Raw genomic sequence first — 20291 nt, forward strand, 5'->3', positions numbered from 1 at the left:
GGGGCTTCTCGCGCCGTTCCCCGCGCCCCTGAGAGGCGCACTGCGTGCGCTCTCGTCTTCGTCCGCGGCTTCGGTGGGGGCTCTCGCGCAGTTCCCCGCGCCCCTGGAGGCTTGCGGCTTCACCGCTGCCTCAGGGGCCGCTGCCTCAGGGGCGCGGGGAACTGCGCGGCCAGCCCCCACCGGCGTCGGGGCGGAACGGGGCGGCGAGGTACACGCGCTCTCGTCCGCGCCGGGTGCGGGGTCAGCAGGTCAGGTGCGGGTCCCCCCAGTCCGCGTGGTCGGAGTCGATGCCGTCGCCGCCGTCGGTGACCACCAGGCGGATCACCTGAGCGCCCGTCACATCGGCCGAAAGGGCTTGCGGGGCATCGGAGTTGGTGCGTACGCCGGTCGACGCGACCAGGGTGTCGTCGGCCCACACCTCGAACGCGACCGTGCCCTTCGTGCCCTTCTCGTCGTCGACACCGACCTGCGCCGTCACGCGCTCGCACGAACGGGCCGCATAGAAGTCCACGGAACTGGCCGCGTGGACGCCCAGGCCCTTGGCGAACACCACGCCGCCGACCGTGAGCGGGCCGCCGTCGCCCGCGGCGCTCTCACCGTTGCTGGTGTCGCGCTCCACAGGCCCGTAACCGTTGGTGGCCGCGAGCCAGGGCAGGTCGCCCAGGGCCGAGGTGCCGCCGGGCGGCGCCGTCGCCACGGACGCCGTCACCGGGACCGTACTGGTGACCCTGGTGCCCTGCGGCGAGCGGTAGGTGGCCCGCAGCGTCAGGTCGTAGGAGCCGGTGGCCGCGTCCGCGGGTGCGCGCACCGTCCACCGGCTGCGCAGGGCCGCGCCGCCCGGCACCGCGGGTGCCTTCGTCGGCCCGTTCGCCGCGACCTTCCAGTCCTGGCCCGCCGGGCCGCGCAGGGAGACGGTGACGTCGCGGGCGGCGGTGCGGCCGAGGTTCGTGAAGGTGGCGACGGCCTGCGCGGCCGCGCCCGGCTCCACGAACACCGCGTCGCCGAGGCCGAGTTCGGCGGCCGGCGGATGCGCGGCCCACTTCGGGTCCGCCGCGACGCGCAGCAGCACCGTGCCGTGCGCCGGGACCGTCGCCGCGAGGGTGCCCGCGGTGTTGAAGCTCTTGTGCTGCCACAGGTCGCGGGCGACGTACGCGGGCGCGGCGGGCAGCCCGACGGCCCGCGCCGTGGTGGCGACGCGCCGCGAGGAGCCCGTCTCGTTGAACAGGGCGACGGCGCGGCTGCCGTCCTTCATCTCCTTCGACACGACCCAGCCGCCGCCCTCGGACGCGACGACGGAGCCCTGCTTGCCCAGCGGGTCCTGGTCCACGGCGATGACGTCGCGGTTGGCGAGGATGTCGTAGGTCGCGTCGGAGGCGGTGCGCAGATCCGTCCCGATGAGCAGGGGCGACGCCATGATCGACCACATCGAGAAGTGCGTGCGGTACTCGGTCTCCGTCATGCCGCCGTTGCCGACCTCCAGCATGTCCGGGTCGTTCCAGTGGCCGGGACCCGCGTACGGTGCGAGCGGCAGGTTCTGCTTCAGCAGCGAGAGCATCGAGCCCCAGCTGTCGCTGATGTCACCGGTGGTGCGCCACAGGTGTCCGAGGTCGCCGGCCCACTCCCAGGGCTTGTTCTCGCCCCACTCGCAGATGCTGTAGACGATGGGCCGGCCGGTGGCGCGCAGGGCGTCGCGCATCGTCGTGTACCGCTGCCGGGCGTCGACGCCCTGGTTGTTGCAGTTGTCGTACTTGAGGTAGTCGACGCCCCAGTCGGCGAACTGCTGCGCGTCGCTGTACTCGTGCCCCAGCGCGCCGGGGAAGCCCACGTCGCTACAGGTCTTCGTGCCGGCGCTGGTGTAGATGCCGAGCTTGAGCCCCTTGGAGTGGACGTAGTCCGCGACGGCCTTGATGCCGCCCGGGAAGCGCTCCGGGTCGGGCACCAGTTTGCCGTCCGCGTCGCGTGCGGGCAGGGCCCAGCAGTCATCCAGGTTCACGTACTGGTACCCGGCGTCCTTGAGGCCCTTCTCGACGAACAGGTCGGCGATGCCCTCCACCATCGCCTCGTCGAACTCGGCCCGGCAGTGCGTGGAGTTCCAGTTGTTGAAGCCCATGGGCGGGGTGAGGGCCAGGCCGTCGTCGAGGGCGGGCGCCGCCGCGGACGCGGGGGCGGCCTCGGTGGCCCCTTTGGGCTCTGTGGCGGACTCGGCGGAGGCGGCGGACGCGGGGACCGCCACGGCCCCGGCGGCGCAGAGCGCGGCCGCGGCCAGCGCTCCGACGACTCTTCGCCGGACGGTTCCGGTGGTGCGGATGGGAAGACGACGCATGGTGACGTTCCTCCGTACTCCCGAGAACAGGGCTACTGCATGTACGCGTCACGGACGCGCGTTTACGGTAGGCCGTGTTGGAGTCTGTTGGAAGAGGTCGCGTCGCGATCGGTCCGGAGCGCGTCAGCGGGCACTGTGCCGCCGTCTGGGACGGGCGGGGGCCGACTCTTGCGTTCGGTTGTGTTGGGTTGGCGGGCCCGCGGTGGGGATGTCGCGTGGTTCTGCGCCCGGCGGCGGCCGCGCCACGTCCCGCGCCAGGACATCGGAGCTGTCCGGTGGTGGTCCACCGGTCGCCCTGCGCCACCGGGTCCCGAACATGCCGGTGCCCCCTCGTCACCGAGGGGGCACCTGCGGCCGCTCGACTACCGGTTGTCGTCGTCGCGCAGGGAGTCGCGGGCGCCGTCGGCCTTGTCGCGCGTGTTCTTGACCGCGTCGCGCGCCTTGCTCTTGGCCTGGTCGACCTTGCCCTCGGACTTCATGCGCTCGTTGCCGGTGGCCTTGCCGGCCATCTCCTTGGCCTTGCCCTTGGCCTTGTCCATGGCGCTCTCGCCCATCGTCGGCTCCTCGGTTGGTCAGCTGGGGGACGAGTGCCACGCTAGGAGCGTTTCCATGCGCCCGCATCCGGAGCCGGTACTCACGGTGACGGACGCAGCGCCTCCTCCACCGTGGCCACCGGAGCGACCGCCTCGGTCAGGCCGGAGAGCGCGATGACGCGCAGTGTCAGCCGGTGCCGGCAGACCACGGCGACCCGGGCGCCCCGCTCGGTGGCCCCGCGGTGGGCGCGTGCCAGCAGGCTGAGCCCGGAGCAGTCGAAGAACGTGGTGCCGGTCAGGTCGATCGCCACGACGCGGTACGGTCCCGCCGCCACGGCGTCGATCAGCGGCGCCATCCGCTGGAGGGCGAGCAGGTCGATCTCGCCGGAAAGCTCGACGACGGCGCAGTCGCCGGGGGTGCGCACCACCGGCGGGTGCAGGAATTCCCCTGGTGAGTGCGGGAATTGCTCGCCGCCTCGCATTCCGGCGGCGGTGTCGCCGTATGTGTAGCCGAAGCCGCCGAAGTCGCCGCGGTCGCCGCGGTCGTCGGAGACGTGGTCCTGTTGGTTGCCTTGTCGCATCGGTCCCCCCGGGCCGAGGACGCGGACGGCTCCGGGAGCCGCCCGCGCTGCCGCATGAGTCGCGCGAACGCTTTGGGGAGGTCGCCGGGGGCCGGGGCGCCTGGGCGGCCACGGTATCCGCAGGATTCGGGGCGTGGAGGGGTGTCCCGGTTCCCGGTTGTCCCACATCACTTGATGGGGTGAATCGCGGCAGGAATCCTTGACTTCTCAAGCTTGTGCCGGGCTCCGCAGGGTCCCGCGCTCCCAGGGGGTGTGACCGGCGCACACCCCGTGTGCGCGGCATGCCGCGACGGCGTCCGCGCACACGCTTCTGCCCGCCGGGCGGCTGCGCTTGACTGCGCAGTGCGGACCCCGGGAGGCCGGACATGGGCCGGTGAACCGCCGCCGGGCAGCGGCGGACACCCCGGCCTCCCGGCCCGCCCTCCTGTCCTGCGTGCACCGGCCTGATCGCGCTCTTCTATATCGTCGAGGTCGCGGGGGACAGGCTGCGGCTGCCGGCGGCGGCGCTCTGAGCGGGGCCTTGAGCGGCTCTCGGTCGAGCGGCTCCAGGGTGCCCGGCTGTCCACGGGCCGGTGTCAGTACGGTCCGCCGGACTGGCGGCGGCGTTCGCGCCCCTCGCCCGGCTCAGGCCGCCTTCACGATGTCGCCACGGACCGCGGCCGCCCACTCCACGACCAGCACCTCGTACTCCCGGCGCTGCGCCTCGCTCAACCGGCCGCCGGAGCGCGCCAGGAGACCGCGGATCCGCTCGTTCAGCTCGTCGGCGGACCGCACGGGGTCGCGGCTCTCGGTGGGGATCATGTGAAGAGACTAGCGCGTGGCACTGACAATGTGCTTCCGACTTATGAACCGCCGGGGTCGGCGCGGTGATCGGTCCGGGTCGCGCGGGCCGCCCGGGGGCCGCGCCGGAGAGCCCGGGCCCGTTCCCATCTGCGCCTGGTTTCCGTGGCGGGGTGTTGCGGGCAAGCCTCAGGGGGCCGACGGAAGAGGGGGAACCGTGATCGTCTGGGTCAACGGGGCGTCCCGCGCGGGAAAGACCGCCACCGCACGGGAACTGAGCGATCTGATCCCGAACTGCACGCTCTTCGACCCCGAGGAGATCGACGACCGGCTGGAGCGGCTGCTGCCGCCCAAGCGGCTCGCCGAGGTGAGCGACCACCAGGAACTGCCGATCTGGCGGCGGCTGGTGGTGGACACCGCGGCGGCCCTGCTGGCCGAGCTGGGCGGGGTGCTCGTGGTCCCGGAGGGGCTGCTGCGCCAGGAGTACCGGGACGAGATATTCGGCGGTCTCGCGGCGCGGCGCATACCGGTGTGCCATGTGCTCCTCGCTCCAGGGGAAACGATCCTGCGCGCTCGTGACCCCGGTGGCGAACCCCCCGCCGACATCGAGCCCTACCGCGCCGCCCTCGCGGGCTGGCTCACCGCGGACGCCTACCTCGTCGACAACGGGGCGCTCTCGCCCTACGACACGGCCGTCCACATCGCGGCCGCGGTACGCACCGGGGCCGCCCCCGTCTGCGACATCGTGCAGACCCCGGAGCCGAGCGCCGAGACGGTCGCCGCGGGCGTGCTCCTCTTCGACGAACAGGGCCGCGTCCTGCTCGTCGATCCCACCTACAAGCCGGGCTGGGAGTTCCCCGGCGGCGTCGTCGAGCGAGGCGAGGCGCCCGCCCGCGCCGGGATGCGCGAGGTCGCCGAGGAGACCGGCATCCAACTCGCCGACGTGCCACGGCTCCTGGTCATCGACTGGGAGCGGCCCGCGCCGCCCCGATACGGCGGCCTGCGCCTGCTCTTCGACGGCGGGCGGCTCACGGACGACGCCGCGCGGCACGTCCTGCTGCCCGGCCCCGAGCTGCGGGACTGGCGCTTCGTCGACGAGAACGAGGCGGCCGGGCTGCTGCCGCCGGTCCGCTTCGAGCGGCTGCGCTGGGCGCTGCGCGCGCGGGAGCGCGGCGCCGTGCACTACCTGGAGGCCGGAGTCCCCGTCGGCTGAGCCCGTCAGGCGCGGGCGTACCGGGCCGCCGCCGCCCGCAGGACGGCGGCGGCCCCGCCCACCACCGGGTCCCCGTGGCCGAAGCAGGCCAGGTCGCTGTCGAGTGCGGCCAGCCGGTGGAAAGAAGCGACGGCCTGCTCGGAGCGGCGGTTGAACACGCCGAGCATCACCTGCCCGTCCACCGGTGAGGCGGCCACCGCGTCGCCGGTGAACAGCACGCCGTGCAGGCCGAGTTCGATCCCGATCGACCCGTCGGTGTGCCCGGGCACCCCCACGACCCGCGCCCCGCCCGCGAAGTCCAGGACGTCCCCGTCCGCCACCTCCCGTACGGACGGCGGCAGTTCGGGGTGGACAGGACGGGGCGGGAGCCGGGCCAGCGCCTGCGCGTGGATCGGGCGCTCCCACTCCTCCAGGACCGGCTCGGGCCCGGGCGCCTCGCCCCGCACGTAGGGCGCGTCGAGCCGGTGCGCGTACACCTCGGCGCCGCTCAGCCGCGCGAACTCCCCGGCGCCGCCCGCATGGTCCTCGTGGAAGTGCGTGAGCACGATCCGCCGCACGTCCTCGGGGGCGTGCCCCCAGTCACGCACGGCCCGGGCGAGCGGCCGGCCGGCGCCGGCCGCTCCCGCGTCGATCAGCGTCAGCTCGGCGCCCGGCCCGGTGCCGTCCCGCCACAGGTAGGCCTGGCCCACCGGGAAGCGCAGCAGACGGAGCCGGGGCGTGAGGTCGATCGTGTCCGTCAGCTCATAGGTCGTCATGGCCCGACCGTACGGACACCGCCCCCGCGACCGCGTGCTCCTCGGCTCTGAGCAGAGAGACCGCCGGGTCAGTTGGCGGCGGCGTACTTCTGGAGGAAGCGCGCCTCCGCCACCGACAGCCGCTCCAGCTCCTCGGGCGACACGCTCTCGTTCACCGCGTGGATCTGCGCCTCCGGCTCGCTGAGACCGATCAGCAGGATCTCGGCCTGCGGGTAGAGCGAGGCGAGCGTGTTGCAGAGCGGGATCGAGCCGCCCTGACCCGCGTACTGCATCTCCTGGCCGTCGTAGGCCTCCGCCATCGCGTCGGCCAGCGCCGCGTACGCGGGGCTCGCGGTGTCCGCGCGGAACGGCTGGCCCTGGCCGACCTGCTCGACCCGGACGCGCGCACCCCACGGGGTGTGCGACTCGATGTGCGCCATCAGCAGCTTCGTCGCCTCGGCGGCGTCCGCGCCCGGCGGCACCCGCAGGCTGACCAGCGCCCGCGCGCCGGCCTGCACGGACGGCGTCGCGCCGACCACCGGCGGGCAGTCGATGCCGAGGACCGTCACGGCGGGCCGCGCCCAGATGCGGTCCGCGACCGTCCCCGAACCGATCAGCTCGACCCCGTCGAGCACCTTGGCGTCCTTGCGGAACGCGTCCTCCTCGTACTGCAGGCCGTCCCAGGCCGCGCCGGAGCCGAGCCCGTCGACGGTCGTGGAGCCGTCCTCGGCGCGCAGCGAGTCCAGTACGCGGACCAGGGCGCCCAGCGCGTCGGGGGCGGCGCCGCCGAACTGGCCGGAGTGGAGGTTGCCTTCGAGGGTGTCGATCTCGACGCGGACCAGGGTCATGCCGCGCAGCGTCGCCGTCGCGGTGGGCAGCCCGACGCGGAAGTTGCCCGCGTCGCCGATGACGATCGTGTCGGCGCGCAGCAGCTCCGGGTGCTGCTCGGCGTAGCGCTCCAGGCCGCCGGTGCCCTGCTCCTCGGAGCCCTCCGCGATCACCTTGACGCCGACCGGCACCCCGCCGTTCGCCTTCAGGGCGCGGATCGCGAGCAGGTGCAGCAGCACACCGCCCTTGCAGTCTGCGGCGCCGCGCCCGTACCAGCGGCCGTCCTCGCGCTCGGTCAGCTCGAACGGCGGCGTCACCCACGCCTCCTCGTCCAGCGGCGGCTGCACGTCGTAGTGCGCGTACAGCAGCACGGTCGGCGCGCCCGCGGGCCCGGGCAGGAAACCGTAGACCGACTGGGTGCCGTCCGGGGTGTCGAGCAGCGCCACGTCCTCGAAGCCCTCCGCGCGCAGCGCGTCCGCGACCCAGCCGGCCGCGGCCTCGCTCTCGCTCTTCGGATACTGAGCGAAGTCCGCCACCGACTTGAAGGCCACCAGCTCGGCCAGTTCGGCCTTGGCCCGCGGGAGCAGGGCGGCGACGGTCTCGGCGATCGGATGCGGCGACATGGGCACGCTCCTCGTAGGTGCGACGGTGTGCAGAGTGTGCCGATGATCCTCCCACAGCAGGTCACGGGGGCGTCCGCCGTAGGATGCGGGGGAAACGTGCGGCAGGCAGCTGGATCGGGAGCAGTAGACCATCGTGAGCAGCGAGAACTCGACGGGCGGCAACGACATGGACGATGAGCGAGCCATGGAGGTGTGGGACGTCGTCGTGGTGGGCGCCGGCCCCGCGGGAGCGTCCGCCGCGTACGCGGCCGCGGTCGCGGGACGGCGCGTCCTGCTCCTGGAGAAGGCGGAGCTGCCGCGCTACAAGACCTGCGGCGGCGGCATCATCGGCCCCTCGCGCGACTCCCTGCCGCCGGGCTTCGACCTGCCGCTCAAGGACCGGGTGAACGCGGTGACGTTCTCCCTGAACGGCAAGTACGCGCGCACCCGGCGCTCGCGGACCATGCTGTTCGGGCTCATCAACCGGCCCGAGTTCGACGCGCAGCTCGTCGAGCACGCCCAGAAGGCGGGCGCCGAGCTGCGGACCGGCGCCACGGTCTCCCGCGTCGAGCAGCACGGCAGCGAGGTCCCCGACCGGCGCACCGTCGCCGTGGTCCTCCAGGACGGCGAGACGGTCCTGGCCCGCGCCGTGGTCGGCGCGGACGGCAGCGCGAGCCGGATAGGGGCACACGTCGGGGTCAAGCTCGACCAGGTCGACCTGGGCCTGGAGGCGGAGATCCCGGTGCCGCAGTCGGTCGCCGACGACTGGCGCGGCCGCGTCCTCATCGACTGGGGACCCATGCCCGGCAGTTACGGCTGGGTCTTCCCCAAGGACGACACGCTGACCGTCGGCGTGATCTCCGCCCGGGGTGAAGGCGCCGCCACCAAGCGGTACTTGGAGGACTTCATCGCCCGGCTCGGACTCGCCGGGTTCGAGCCCGCGGTCTCCTCCGGGCACCTGACGCGCTGCCGCGCCGACGACTCGCCGCTCTCCCGCGGCCGGGTCCTGGTCTGCGGCGACGCGGCCGGGCTGCTCGAACCCTGGACCCGCGAGGGCATCTCGTTCGCCCTGCGCTCGGGGCGGCTCGCGGGGGAGTGGGCGGTGCGCATCTCCGAGGCGCACGACGCGGTGGACGCCCGCAGGCAGGCGCTGAACTACGCGTTCGCCGTCAAGGCCGGGCTCGGCGTCGAGATGGCGGTCGGCAAGCGCATGCTGACCCTCTTCGAGCGCCGGCCGGCGCTGCTGCACGCGGCGATCACCGGGCTGCGCCCCGCGTGGAACGCGTTCGCGCGGATCACCCGGGGCTCGACCACCCTCGGCGAGCTGGTGCGGACCCATCCGCTGGCGGGACGGGCGCTGTCGCGGATGGAGCGCTGAGGTGACGCTCGGCGCTCGGCGCGGGAGGGCTTTGAGATCGGCGCTCGGCGCGCGGGACTTTTGTGGCTCGGCGCAGGGCACTTGGCGCGTGGCGTAGGCCGCTTCGAGCCTGACGCTCGTCGCTCGTCGCTCGGTGCAAAGGCGCTTGGCGCAGGCAGCTTCGAGCTCGGCGCTCGGTGCAGGGCGCCATGGGCTCGGCGGCTCGGCGGCTCGGCGCTCCGGCGTCCAGGGCAGCAGCTCGTCGGGCCGTGGGCCGTGGGCCGGGAGCTTCGTCGGTCGGTGGGCACAGGCCGGCAGGCTCGTCGGTCGGCTGGCGGCCGTGGGCCGGGAGGCTCGTCAGCCGGCGGCCCATAGGCCCGCCGCCGTCAGCCCCTCAGCCCGTCATGTCGATCCGGAAGACGGGGTGGTCGGGGGCGATACGGCGCAGCTCCGCGTCGGACGAGTCCGGGCCGACCCCGCCGAAGAAGATGCCGACCTCCGCCTTCCAGCGCTTGAGGTAGGCGCGCAGCAGCGCGGGCTTGTCGTCGTCGGCGACCTCGGTGGCGGTGAACGCGTCGGCCCTCTTGCCCAGGCGCAGCTCCCCGCCGCCCGCGGCCCGCATGTTGTGCGTCCACTGCACGTGGCCGCGAGGCGCGACGAGGTAGGACCGCCCGTCGACGGTCAGCAGGTTGACCGGCGTGGTGCGCCAGGCACCACTCTTGCGGCCGCGGACGGCCAGCACCCGGGAGCCCCAGACGCTGAGACCCCGGCGGGTCAGCCACGCCACGGAACGGTTCAGGACGTGGACGGTGAACCAGCCGGGCTTCTGCACGTGCGCGGACGTAGTCATCGGGGACCCCTCGGAGTGACATTTCGAGAGCACTGCTCTCGCTTGAGAGCAGTGTGCACGAGTGCGGTGCTCCAAAGCAAGAGCAGTGCTCTCTTTTTGGTGCGCCGCTCCGAAACGCGTGCGGTGCTTCCCCTGCGTGCGACACTGTCCCCATGAGTACGAGCCGCAGCACGGCGTCAGGCGGACGCGCCACGCAGGGAGCCCGCGCCCGCGCGCGCCAGGAAGTCACCACCGCCATCAAGGACGAGGCGCGCAGACAGCTCGCCGCCGAGGGCGCCGCCAAGCTCTCGCTGCGCGCCGTCGCCCGCGAACTCGGCATGGCCTCCTCGGCCCTGTACCGCTACTTCCCCAGCCGGGACGAGCTGCTGACGGCGCTGATCATCGACGCGTACGACTCCTTGGGCGAGGCCGCCGAGACGGCGGACGCCGCGTTCCGCGAGCTCGGCGAGGCCGCGGAGGCGGGCGAGGGGCCGACGCCGGCCCGCCGCTGGGTGACCGTGTGCCAGGCGGTGCGCGCCTGGGCGCTGGAGCATCCGCACGAGTACGCGCTCATCTACGGCTCGCCGGTACCCGGTTACAGCGCCCCCGAGACCACCGTCCGGGCCGCGTCGCGCGTCGGCCTGCTGCTCCTCGCCATCCTCCGGGAGGCGCACGAGGACAAGGGGGTGGCGCTGACGCCGTTGACGCCCGGGGTGCGGGCCGAGGCGCGGCGGCTGGCCGCCGACCTCGCGCCGGACCTGCCGCCGGAAGTGACGACGGCGCTCGTCGCCGCCTGGGCCCAGCTGTACGGGCTCGTCGGGTTCGAGCTGTTCGGCCAGTTCAACAAGGTCGTCGAGGACCGGGCCGCGTTCTTCACCCATGCCGCGACCGGGCTCGCCCACGGAGTCGGCCTGGTGAAGTAGCGGGCCGGAGCATCCGGCGGCACGGCACGGCACGGCACGGCACAGCGTGGCACCGGGCTTCGGGGCGACGCCGCGGCCCGCGCCCCGGCGTACTCCCCGCGAAGTACGGACGATCACCTCGCCCGGCGGACGCCCCGCGCGGTCCGTGCGCCTTAGCGTGGCGGTATGGACGAGCAGCGAGGGCGCGACGGCGGCCCGGGCCGGGCGTGGGGCGGACCGCCGTGGCTGCGGCCCGGGCCGGGCCCGGCGGGCGCGTGGTGGGGCGGCGGCGCCGGTGGACGGTGGCCGTGGCGCTCCACGGTGCTGGTGACCTTGTTCGTCCTGGCCGGCTCGGACTACGCGGGGCGGCAGCAGGGCGGCCGCGCCGACCTGGACGGGTACGGGCGGCTGCTGTTGCTCGCGGGCTGCGTGCTGTTGCTGTGGCGGCACCGGCGCCCGGTGGCCGTCGCGTTCGGTACGGCGCTCTGCGCGACCCTCTACCTCGGCTGCGGTTATCCGTACGGCCCGGTCTTCCTCATGGTGGTGCTGGGATGCTTCGCCGCGGTCGTCGCGGGGCGCAGGCGGGCGGCGTGGTGCGCCGTCGGACTCTTCTGGCTCGGGCACCTGCTGGTGTCGCACTGGCTGTACGCGTGGCTGCCGCCGGACGGCGACGGGCCCGGGTCCTGGGGGCAGGAGGGCGTGGTCGCCGCGTGGGTGCTCGCCGTCGTGGCCGTCGCCGAACTCGCCCGGACACGGCGTGAGCAGGCGGAGCGGGAGCGGGCCGAGCGGGAGCGGGCCGCGCGGCGGCGGGCCGACGAGGAGCGCCTGCGCATCGCCCGTGAGCTGCACGACGTCCTCGCGCACTCCATCTCGGTGATCAACGTGCAGGCGGGCGTCGGGCTCGCCCTGCTCGACTCGGACCCGGAGCAGGCCAGGACCGCGCTGACCACCATCAAGCACGCGAGCAAGGAGGCCCTGGGGGAGGTGCGGCAGGTCCTCGACACGCTCAGGACGCCCGGGGACGCGCCGCGGGCCCCCGCGCCCGGGCTCGACCGGCTGCCGGAACTCGTCGCCCAGGCGGCGGCGGCCGGACTCACCGTCGACGTGCGCACCGACGGGAAGCGGCCCGCGCTGGCGCCGGGCACCGATCTCGCCGCCTTCCGGATCGTGCAGGAGGCGCTCACCAACGTCGTACGGCACTCCGGTTCGCGCCGGGCCCGGGTGCGACTGCACTACACCACGGGCCTGTTGACGCTCACCGTCGACGACGACGGACCCGCGAGCCGGGCCGAGGCCGGCGGCAGCGGCAACGGTCTCGCCGGGATGCGGGAGCGGGCCGCCGCCCTCGGCGGCACGATCGAGGCGGGACCACGGCCCGACGGCGGGTTCCGCGTCGTGGCCGGACTGCCGCTCACCGCCACGCCCTCCCCGCCGACCCCCTCCTCGCCTCCCTCACGCCCGGCGCCTCCCGCACCCCCCGCATCCCCTGCATCCCCTTCGTCCGAGTCGGAGGCACCCCGATGATCCGCGTACTGCTCGCCGACGACCAGTCGCTCGTCCGCGCAGGATTCAAAGCGCTGCTCGACGCGCAGCCTGACATCGAGGTCGCGGGCGAGGCCGCCGACGGCGAGGAGGCGGTGCGCGCGGTCCGTGCGCTGCGGCCCGACGTCGTCCTCATGGACATCCGGATGCCGCTCCTCGACGGGCTCGCCGCGACCCGGCGGATCGGCCGGGACGCGGACCTGGAAGCGGTCAAGGTGGTCATGCTGACCACCTTCGAACTCGACGAGTACGTCTTCGAGGCGATCCGCTCCGGCGCCTCCGGGTTCCTCGTCAAGGACACCGAGCCGGAGGAGTTGTTGCGTGCCGTGCGGGCCGTCGTGCAGGGGGACGCGCTGCTCTCGCCGGGCGTCACCCGGCGGCTGATCGCCGAGTTCGCGGCCCGGTCCAAGGAACCGGCGTCCATGGCGTCGCTGGCCGGTCTGACCGAGCGGGAACGGGAGGTGATGGCGCTCGTCGGCATCGGCCTCTCCAACGAGGAGATCGCCCGCCGCCTGGTCGTCAGCCCGCTCACCGCCAAAACCCATGTGAGCCGCACCATGGTCAAGCTGGGCGCCCGGGACCGCGCCCAACTGGTCGTCCTGGCCTACGAGTCGGGTCTCGTGCGGCCCGGCTGGCTCGGCTGACCCCGGCCATGTGCGTACGGGTGCACGGCCGGCCCAGACCTCATGCATGCGCATTTAATGTGCCTGCAATAAAAGCCTTCTTCTCTGCTACGGTGCGGGCATGGCGGCACAGGAGTCGGGAGCGGGGGCCGCGGCGGGCCTCGTGGAGCAGTGGCGGGACATCCTCGCGGTGCACGCGCGCACGATGTGTGAGCTCGACCGGGTGCTGCACCGGCACGGCCTGGGCGCCAGCGACTTCGAGGTCCTCGACGTCCTCGCCGAGGGCACCGCGCAGGACGGCACCGCCGGTTTCCGGGTGCAGGAGATCGCCGCGCAGGTCCATCTGAGCCAGAGCGCCCTGTCCCGTCTCGTGGGGCGGCTGGAGAAGGACGGGCTCGTGGAGCGCGGCATGTGCAGCGAGGACCGGCGCGGGGTGCGGGTCTGCCTCACGCCGAAGGGGCGCGCGCTGCACGGTGAGGTACGGCCGGTGCAGCGGGCCGTCCTGCGCCGCATGCTGACACCCGGGGCACCGGTCAGCCCCAGGTGATCGCCGAGCGCTCCCGCCAGAGCGCGGCCACCGTCGCGTCGCCGGTCAGGGACGGGAACGGCAGCCGGTTCCACAGCGAGAGGTAGAGACGCGCGGCCGGGCCGGCCAGCTCGCAGTCCGCCTCTCCCGTCGCGCCCCGCTCGGCCGCCGGCGGGTCCTGCGTGATGCGGACCGTCCACACCGCGTCCGCGTCCGTCGCGTGCACCCGCAGCACCCGGGGCACCTCGGAGCGCACCCCGCTCTTCTTGCGGGCGTGCATCCCGCGCAGCAGCTCGTCGATCCCGTCGACCGCCACGTCCTCGGCGACCGGATCGGGCGCCGCCGCCAGCGCCGACTGCGCGTCCACCCGGTGGACCGTCGTCTCGTGGGCCTGGCGGCGTGCCCAGAAGGCGAGCGGGGTGGGGGCCGGCAGGAACGACCAGCAGGCCACGTCCGGCGGCGCCTGCGTCAGCGTATCGACGAGATAGGTGTGGCCGCGCCGGAACCAGTCGAGCAGGGGCTCCCCGTCGAGGTCGGGCAGGCCGCCGTCCGGGCGGGGGCCCTGATGCTCCTCGGCGACGAACGCCGCCGCCCAGCGGTGCACCATCCCCGTGTGCCGCAACAGGTCCCGTATCTGCCAGTCCGGGCAGGTCGGCACCTTGGCGTCGACGCCCGCCAGTTCGGCCGCGGCGGCGAGCCGCCGGCCCTCCGTGTCGAGGACGTGCAGGTGTTCGGCAATCTCCATGAGGCGAGTGTGCCTGGTGCGGTGGGGCCGGGGGCACGGATTTTCGGGATCAGGGGCGCCCGGGCCCGTCGGACCAGCACGGATCAGGGGCGCCCGGGCCCATCGGGACCGACGCTCATGTGGTCGCCGCGTTGCGCGTCGCCACGCCGATCGTCGCCGCCACCGCCGCGAGGAGCGCGACGCTCGTCAGGGCCGTGGGCAGGGAGAACCAGTCGGCCATGAAGCCGATCGCGGGTGGTCCGAGCAGCATGCCGCCGTAGCCGAGGGTGGACGCCGCGGCGACGCCGGTCGGGCCGGCGAGGGCGCCGGCCCGTTCGACGGCGACGGGGAAGATGTTGGCCAGGCCGAGCCCGGTGACCGCGAAGCCGACGAGGGTGAGCCAGACCGAGGGCGCGAGCGAGCCGAGCAGCATCCCGACCGCGCCGGTGAGCCCGCCGTACACCACCGTGCGGGTCCTGCCGAGCCGTTCGAGCAGCGTGGTGCCGGTGAGCCGGCCGACCGTCATGGCCAGCGCGAAGCAGGAGTAGCTGGCGGCGGCGACGCCCGGGTGGGCGTGCAGGTCCTGTTCCAGGTGGAGCGCGCTCCAGTCGGCCAGGGCCCCTTCCCCGTAGGCCGTGCACAGGGCGATGAGGCCGAAGACGAGGACCAGGCCACGGGTCCGGCCGCCGACGGGGCGCGGCGCACCGTCGGCGGGCAGGGGTTCCGCGGGGCGCGGCGGGGTCAGGCGCAGCAGGGGCGGCGCGGTGAACGCGGTGACCACGAGCCCGATCACGGTGATCCCCAGCAGGTGCCGAGTGGGGGAGAGGTGGGCCGCGACCAGCCCGCCGAGGCCCGAGCCCACCATGCCGCCCAGGCTGAACGCGGCGTGGAAGCTCGGCATGACGGGCCGGCCGAGTGCGGCGACGAGGTCGACGGCGGCGCTGTTCATCGCCACGTTCATCCCGCCGTAGGCCGCTCCGAAGACCAGCAGGACGAGTCCGAGCGCGAGGGGTGAGTGCGTCAGGGGCGGCAGGGCGACCGTGAGGGGGAGCAGGACCGCGCAGGCCGCGGTCACCGCGTGGCTGCCGAACCGGCGGCAGAGTCCGCCCGTCAGCATCATCGTGACGACGGCCCCGGCCGACACTCCGAGGAGCGCGAGCCCGAGGTCGCTCGCCGAGGCCCCGGTCTGTTCCTTGATCGCGGGGATGCGCACCACCCAGCCCGCGAAGACGAAGCCGTCGAGGGCGAAGAAGACGGTGAGGACGGTTCGCAGGCGGGTCAGGGACGCGGCGGCCGGTCCGTCGGCGCTGACGGTCCCGAGTTTGTTCAGTAGCGGCACAAAGTCAGGGTAAGGGCGTGGCTCCGCCGGGGACAAGGGGGTCGGCGGGCCGGGCCCGGGTCCGCTCATCAGGGAGGGGCGCCCAGGGTGAAAACCCCGAACGCCCCTGAGCCCTCCGGGGGCGGGTGACGGCCCGGCGGATCAGACCGCCACGACCTGGACCCCCGCCTCCTCGAAGCGGGCGAGCGTCTCCCCGTCCGCCGCGGTGTCCGTGACCAGGATGTCCACCTGGGACACGGCGCAGATCCGGGCGAACGCCCGGTGGCCCAGCTTGCTGGAGTCCGCCGCGACCACGACCCGCTCCGCCCGGTCGCACAGCAGCCGGTTGATGGCGGCCTCCGCCTCGTCGTGCGCGGAGGCGCCGTGGGTGATGTCGAGGCCGACCACGCCGAGCACCGCCGTGTCCAGCGTGACCTGGCCGAGGACGCCGTCGGCGAGCGGGCCGATCAGCTCGTACGACTGCGGGCGGGCGACGCCGCCGGTCAGCACGATCTTGAACTGGGGCCGTACCGCCAGCTCGTTGGCGATGTTCAGGGCGTTGGTGACGATGGTCAGGGCCGGGGTGCCGGAGGCGAGGTCGGGCCGGACCGCGAGCGCGCGGGCGACCTCCGTCGTCGTCGTGCCACCGGTCAGGCCCACCGCCTCGCCGGGCGTGAGGAGTTCGGCGACCGCCTTCGCGATGCGCTGCTTCTCGGCTGCGCCGAGCGCGGTCTTGTAGCGCAGGGGGAGCTCGTAGCTGACGCCGTGCACGACGGCGCCGCCGCGCGTGCGCACCAGCATCTGCTGCTCCGCGAGCTGGTCGAAGTCGCGCCGGATCGTCGCTGCGGAGACGCCCAGTTCACCCGCCGCCTCCTCCACGTCGAGGCGGCCGCGCTCGACGAGCAGTTCCAGGAGGGACTTCCAGCGGGCGTCGCGGGACATCCGCGGCCTCCAATCGTCGATCGGCTCGGTCGGACGACCTTAACCGTTTGCGCGCGAATGCTTGATACTGATTGAAAGCTAGCTATATCTTGCACGAACACGCATCCCGCGGTCACGCGGGACGCGCCCACACGGGACACGCACACGCATGCCGCCAGGCATGCCACCAACACGCTCGATGCGGCACACCGGTGCCCGCACGGCCGATCGGGGAGTGGGTAGCGCATGAGTCACGTCGAGAACGAGCTGAACAGCCAGCCGGAGTGCTGGGACCGGGCCGCGGAACTGTCCGCCGTCCACCGGGCCGCCCTGCCCGCGGCCGGCGAGCGGGTCGCCGTGGTCGGCTGCGGCACCTCCTGGTTCATGGCGCAGGCCGTCGCGGCGCTGCGCGAACAGGCCGGGCTGGGGGAGACCGACGCGTTCGCCGCGTCGGAGTTCCCCGCCGGCCGCGCGTACGACCGGGTGATCGCGCTGACCCGGTCGGGCACCACCACCGAGGTCCTCGACCTGCTGGCCGCCCTCAAGGGCACGGTCCGCACGACCGCGATCACCGGCGACCCCGACACGCCCATCAAGGCGGCCGCCGACGACCTCGTGGTCCTGGACTTCGCCGACGAGCGGTCCGTGGTGCAGACCCGCTTCGCCACCACCGCCCTCACCCTGCTCCGCGCCCACCTCGGCCACCACACCGAGCAGGCCGTCGCCGACGCGCGCACCGCGCTCGCCGAACCGCTGCCCGCCGGGCTCGTGGAGCGCGACCAGTTCACCTTCCTCGGCCGCGGCTGGACCGTCGGCCTCGCCAACGAGGCCGCGCTCAAGATGCGCGAGGCCTCCCTGTCGTGGACCGAGGCGTACCCCGCGATGGAGTACCGGCACGGTCCGATCAGCGTCACCACCCAGAACACCGCCACCTGGATGTTCGGCGAGGCCCCCGAGGGGCTGGCCGGACAGGTCGCGGCGACCGGCGCCCAGTGGATCGAGGGGCGGCTCGACCCGCTGGCCGAACTGGTCCGCGCCCAGCGCCTGGCCGTCGCGGTCGCCGCACGCCGGGGGCTCGACCCCGACCGGCCCCGCCACCTCACGCGCTCGGTGATCCTGACCGCCAGCTGACCGCACCCACCGGCCATGTGAAAGGAGGGGCCGTGCCCCTCGCAGCAACAGGGACGCTGGTTGGCGAGGCCGCCGCCCGGCGCGGCGCCGTCGCCGCCTTCAACGTCATCACCCTCGAACACGTCGAGGCCGTCGTCGCGGGCGCCGAGGCCGTGGACGCGCCCGTCGTCCTGCAGATCTCCGAGAACGCCGTCCGCTACCGCTACGGCCGCCTGCTGCCGCTGGCCCGCGCCGCGGCCGCCGTCGCCGCCGGGGCCCGCGTCGACGTCGCCCTCCACCTCGACCACGTCCAGAGCGACGACCTGCTGCGCCAGGCCGCCGACGCCGGATTCAGCTCCGTGATGTACGACGCCGCCCGCCTCTCCTACGACGAGAACCTCGCCGCGACCCGCGCGGCGGCCGACTGGGGACACGCCAACGGGCTGTGGGTCGAGGCCGAACTGGGCGAGGTCGGCGGCAAGGACGGGGCGGCGCCGCTCGACGCGCACGCACCCGGCGCCCGCACCGACCCGGGAGAGGCCCGGGCGTTCGTCTCCGACGCGGGGGTGGACGCCCTGGCCGTCGCGGTCGGCTCCTCGCACGCCATGACCACCCGGACCGCCGCCCTCGACCACGACCTGCTCAAGCGGCTCGCGGAGGGCCTGGACGTGCCGCTCGTACTGCACGGCTCCTCCGGGGTGCCCGACGGCGAACTCACGGCGGCCGTGCGGGGCGGCATCGCCAAGGTCAACGTCGGCACCGCCCTGAACATCGCGATGACCGGCGCCATCAGGGAGTTCCTCGCGGAGCACCCCGACGCCGTCGACTCGCGCAAGTACCTGACCGTCGGGCGCGAGGCCATGGCCCGTACCGTCGGCGAACTCATCACGGTGCTGCGCGGCTGAACCGCCGCGTGGCGGGGCGGTTCAGCGAGAACGGCCGGTGCCGCGCGCCGCTTCCCGGCTTCCCGTCCCGCCGGACGGACGGGCGGGCGGGGCGCGGGGCACGCTCCTGTCGGCCAGGCCGCAACTCCGCCTTCCCACGCCCCTGTTGAGCGTGACGGTGATGGCCGCCAGGGAGCGGGAAGAAAGCCGGTGACAGGGCGGCCACCCCGTCACCGGCTCAAGCGCCGCCCCCTCCCCGGCGTGTCACACGCGGCGAAGAAGTGGCGCGATGCCCGAGCTTAGCGAGGACCCCGCTGGTACCGGCACGAGGCCCCGGCCGACCGCGGCACCGGCCGGTCGGGCATCTGCCGCCGCTCGGCGGCACCTTGCCGGTCGACGGCCGGTCGACGGCCGGTCGACGGGTGGCCGACGGGTGACCGACGGCCGGTCGATGGCTGGTCGACGCCGGTCGGCGGCTCCGCGGCCGTCCTGGTCGTTCGGCGCGGGCAGCGCGCCGCGCGTCCCCCGGGGCGGCCTTCCCCTGCACCCGGATCGGCCATGCCCCCTCGTCCCGTGGCGGACACCGCCCTTCACCGGGCGGGCGCCCCGCGTTCACCGGATACCATTCCTGACCGTGATCAGGGCGAGGAGTTGCTGATGGGCGGCAGGGCGGCCTCCGGGGACCGGGGCCACACGGCGGGCGGCGGTGCCGCACGGCCCCCGCGCCTGGAGCGGGGCCGCGGCGCGCTCGGCCCCGCACTCGAACTCGTCCACACCGGGCGGGCGCCGACCCGCGCCGTGCTCACCGCCGAACTCGGCGTGACCCGCGCCACGGCGGGCGCCGTCGCCGCCGAGCTCGAAGCGCTCGGCCTCATCCGCATCGACGCCCGGCCGAGCGCGTCGGCCGGCTCCCAGGGCCGCCCCTCGCACCGGCTCGCGGTCGCCGAGGACGGGCCCGTGGTGCTGGCCGCGCAGGTGCACGCCGACGGCTACCGCGCGGCGCTCGTCGGACTCGGCGGGCGCATCGTCGCCACCACCCCGGGCTGCGAGATCATCGACCCCGACCCGGCGGACGTGCTGCGCTCGGTGGTGGAGGCCGGGCTACGGCTCCTGGAGTCCACCGGGCGGCGCTGCGTCGGCGCGGGCCTCGCCGTGCCGTCCGCCGTCGCGGAGCCCGAGGGCACCGCCCTCAACCCGCTCCACCTGGCCTGGCCCGCCGGGTCCCCGGTGCGGCAGATCTTCGCCGACTGCGTGCGCGCGGCCGGGCTCGGCACACCGGCCTTCGCCGCGAACGACGTGAACCTCGCCGCCCTCGCCGAGCACCGGCACGGCGCCGGGCGCGGCGCCCGCGACCTGCTCTGCGTCGCCACCGGACACCGCGGGGTCGGCGGCGCGCTGGTCCTCGACGGCCGTCTGCACACCGGTAGTTCGGGGCTCGCCCTGGAGGTCGGTCACCTCACGGTCAACCCCGAGGGCCGCCCCTGCCACTGCGGCAGCCGTGGCTGCCTCGACGTGGAGGCCGACCCGCTGGCCTTCCTCACCGCGGCCGGCCGCACCCCGGACCCGGACGGCTCCCTCCTCGAACAGGCGCACGCGCTGCTGCGCGAGGCCCCGGACGACCTCGGGGTGCGGACCGCCGTCGAGACGCTCGTCGACCGGCTCGGACTCGGTCTCGCCGGTCTTGTCAACATCCTCAACCCGGACCGGATCATCCTCGGCGGGCTGCACCGCACCCTCCTGCGCGCCGCCCCGGAACGGCTGCGCGCCGTCGTCGCCGACCGCAGCCTGTGGGGCCGCAGCGGGGGCGTGCCCATCCTGGCCTGCACGCTCGACCACAACAGCCTGGTCGGGGCCGCCGAACTGGCCTGGCAGCCGGTGCTCGACGACCCCCTGGGCGTGCTTCCCGGGGGGTGAACTCCCTGCGTCCCCACCCGGAGGCGGGGTCAGGTCCCCGGTGTCGT

Annotated in this window: 19 protein-coding genes; 9 read left to right on the forward strand and 10 right to left on the reverse strand. The window is 74.3% G+C overall.

Annotated elements, in window-relative coordinates; all coding sequences use genetic code 11:
• Positions 1-241: 241 nt before the first annotated feature.
• The 4 genes from ACIBW6_RS16895 to ACIBW6_RS16910 form a co-directional block, all read right to left on the reverse strand.
• Positions 242-2323, reverse strand: a complete 2082-nt coding sequence (locus tag ACIBW6_RS16895; protein ID WP_399060144.1) for an NPCBM/NEW2 domain-containing protein — start codon at positions 2321-2323, stop codon at positions 242-244.
• A gap of 362 nt (positions 2324-2685) precedes the next feature.
• On the reverse strand, positions 2686-2877 hold the full coding sequence (locus tag ACIBW6_RS16900; RefSeq protein WP_399060146.1) for a CsbD family protein: 192 nt from the start codon (positions 2875-2877) through the stop codon (positions 2686-2688).
• 80 nt (positions 2878-2957) lie between these two features.
• Positions 2958-3437 carry an STAS domain-containing protein gene (locus ACIBW6_RS16905; protein WP_399060148.1) on the reverse strand — a complete coding sequence of 160 codons (480 nt, stop codon included), beginning with the start codon at positions 3435-3437 and terminating at the stop codon, positions 2958-2960.
• A gap of 624 nt (positions 3438-4061) precedes the next feature.
• Complete coding sequence (locus ACIBW6_RS16910; RefSeq protein ID WP_356493459.1) at positions 4062-4238, reverse strand: hypothetical protein; 177 nt, start codon at positions 4236-4238, stop codon at positions 4062-4064.
• A gap of 196 nt (positions 4239-4434) precedes the next feature.
• Here ACIBW6_RS16910 and ACIBW6_RS16915 point away from each other — a divergent pair, with 196 nt between their 5' ends.
• Entirely contained in the window at positions 4435-5430 is a 996-nt protein-coding gene (locus ACIBW6_RS16915) for an NUDIX domain-containing protein (protein ID WP_399060150.1), read from the forward strand.
• A 5-nt stretch (positions 5431-5435) separates the two neighbouring features.
• Here ACIBW6_RS16915 and ACIBW6_RS16920 read toward each other — a convergent pair whose 3' ends face one another.
• Positions 5436-6185, reverse strand: coding sequence for an MBL fold metallo-hydrolase (locus ACIBW6_RS16920; protein WP_399060152.1), 750 nt, complete (start codon positions 6183-6185; stop codon positions 5436-5438).
• Between the two features lie 68 nt (positions 6186-6253).
• A complete protein-coding gene (locus ACIBW6_RS16925; protein ID WP_399060154.1) occupies positions 6254-7615 on the reverse strand; it encodes a dipeptidase in 1362 nt (453 codons plus the stop codon).
• Between the two features lie 133 nt (positions 7616-7748).
• On the opposite strand from ACIBW6_RS16925, the gene ACIBW6_RS16930 reads away from it, so the two are divergent.
• On the forward strand, positions 7749-8972 hold the full coding sequence (locus ACIBW6_RS16930) for a geranylgeranyl reductase family protein (RefSeq protein ID WP_399060156.1): 1224 nt from the start codon (positions 7749-7751) through the stop codon (positions 8970-8972).
• A 373-nt stretch (positions 8973-9345) separates the two neighbouring features.
• On the opposite strand, the gene ACIBW6_RS16935 is transcribed toward ACIBW6_RS16930, so the two are convergent.
• A complete protein-coding gene (locus ACIBW6_RS16935; protein ID WP_399060158.1) occupies positions 9346-9801 on the reverse strand; it encodes a nitroreductase family deazaflavin-dependent oxidoreductase in 456 nt (151 codons plus the stop codon).
• Between the two features lie 152 nt (positions 9802-9953).
• Between ACIBW6_RS16935 and ACIBW6_RS16940 the strand changes: the two genes are divergently transcribed.
• The 4 genes from ACIBW6_RS16940 to ACIBW6_RS16955 all read left to right on the forward strand — a co-directional run bounded on the left by ACIBW6_RS16940 (position 9954) and on the right by ACIBW6_RS16955 (position 13394).
• Positions 9954-10703 (forward strand): TetR/AcrR family transcriptional regulator, encoded by a 750-nt coding sequence (locus tag ACIBW6_RS16940; RefSeq protein ID WP_399060160.1) that lies wholly within the window; start codon positions 9954-9956, stop codon positions 10701-10703.
• A 165-nt stretch (positions 10704-10868) separates the two neighbouring features.
• Entirely contained in the window at positions 10869-12206 is a 1338-nt protein-coding gene (locus ACIBW6_RS16945) for a sensor histidine kinase (protein WP_399060162.1), read from the forward strand.
• Positions 12203-12868 carry a response regulator gene (locus ACIBW6_RS16950; protein WP_399060164.1) on the forward strand — a complete coding sequence of 222 codons (666 nt, stop codon included), beginning with the start codon at positions 12203-12205 and terminating at the stop codon, positions 12866-12868. Before ACIBW6_RS16945 ends, ACIBW6_RS16950 begins: the two co-directional genes overlap by 4 nt.
• Before the next feature lie 100 nt (positions 12869-12968).
• Positions 12969-13394, forward strand: coding sequence for a MarR family winged helix-turn-helix transcriptional regulator (locus ACIBW6_RS16955; RefSeq protein WP_399060166.1), 426 nt, complete (start codon positions 12969-12971; stop codon positions 13392-13394).
• Here ACIBW6_RS16955 and ACIBW6_RS16960 read toward each other — a convergent pair.
• The 3 genes from ACIBW6_RS16960 to ACIBW6_RS16970 all read right to left on the reverse strand — a co-directional run bounded on the left by ACIBW6_RS16960 (position 13381) and on the right by ACIBW6_RS16970 (position 16357).
• Positions 13381-14118 carry a maleylpyruvate isomerase family mycothiol-dependent enzyme gene (locus ACIBW6_RS16960; RefSeq protein WP_399060168.1) on the reverse strand — a complete coding sequence of 246 codons (738 nt, stop codon included), beginning with the start codon at positions 14116-14118 and terminating at the stop codon, positions 13381-13383. The two genes, ACIBW6_RS16955 and ACIBW6_RS16960, sit on opposite strands and share 14 nt — an antisense overlap.
• 115 nt (positions 14119-14233) lie before the next feature.
• Complete coding sequence (locus tag ACIBW6_RS16965) at positions 14234-15436, reverse strand: MFS transporter (protein ID WP_399060170.1); 1203 nt, start codon at positions 15434-15436, stop codon at positions 14234-14236.
• 141 nt (positions 15437-15577) lie between these two features.
• Positions 15578-16357, reverse strand: a complete 780-nt coding sequence (locus tag ACIBW6_RS16970; RefSeq protein ID WP_399060171.1) for a DeoR/GlpR family DNA-binding transcription regulator — start codon at positions 16355-16357, stop codon at positions 15578-15580.
• A 225-nt stretch (positions 16358-16582) separates the two neighbouring features.
• Between ACIBW6_RS16970 and ACIBW6_RS16975 the strand changes: the two genes are divergently transcribed.
• The 3 genes from ACIBW6_RS16975 (at position 16583) to ACIBW6_RS16985 (ending at position 20244) form a co-directional block, all read left to right on the forward strand.
• Positions 16583-17467, forward strand: a complete 885-nt coding sequence (locus ACIBW6_RS16975; RefSeq protein ID WP_399060173.1) for an SIS domain-containing protein — start codon at positions 16583-16585, stop codon at positions 17465-17467.
• A 32-nt stretch (positions 17468-17499) separates the two neighbouring features.
• The gene (locus tag ACIBW6_RS16980; protein ID WP_399060175.1) at positions 17500-18351 is read left to right on the forward strand and encodes a ketose-bisphosphate aldolase; all 852 of its coding nucleotides are present in this window, start codon (positions 17500-17502) and stop codon (positions 18349-18351) included.
• A 636-nt stretch (positions 18352-18987) separates the two neighbouring features.
• The gene (locus tag ACIBW6_RS16985; RefSeq protein ID WP_399060177.1) at positions 18988-20244 is read left to right on the forward strand and encodes an ROK family protein; all 1257 of its coding nucleotides are present in this window, start codon (positions 18988-18990) and stop codon (positions 20242-20244) included.
• Positions 20245-20291: the final 47 nt, after the last annotated feature.

Source organism: Streptomyces sp. NPDC049813, from assembly GCF_044465085.1.
In the GTDB taxonomy this organism is placed as follows: domain Bacteria; phylum Actinomycetota; class Actinomycetes; order Streptomycetales; family Streptomycetaceae; genus Streptomyces.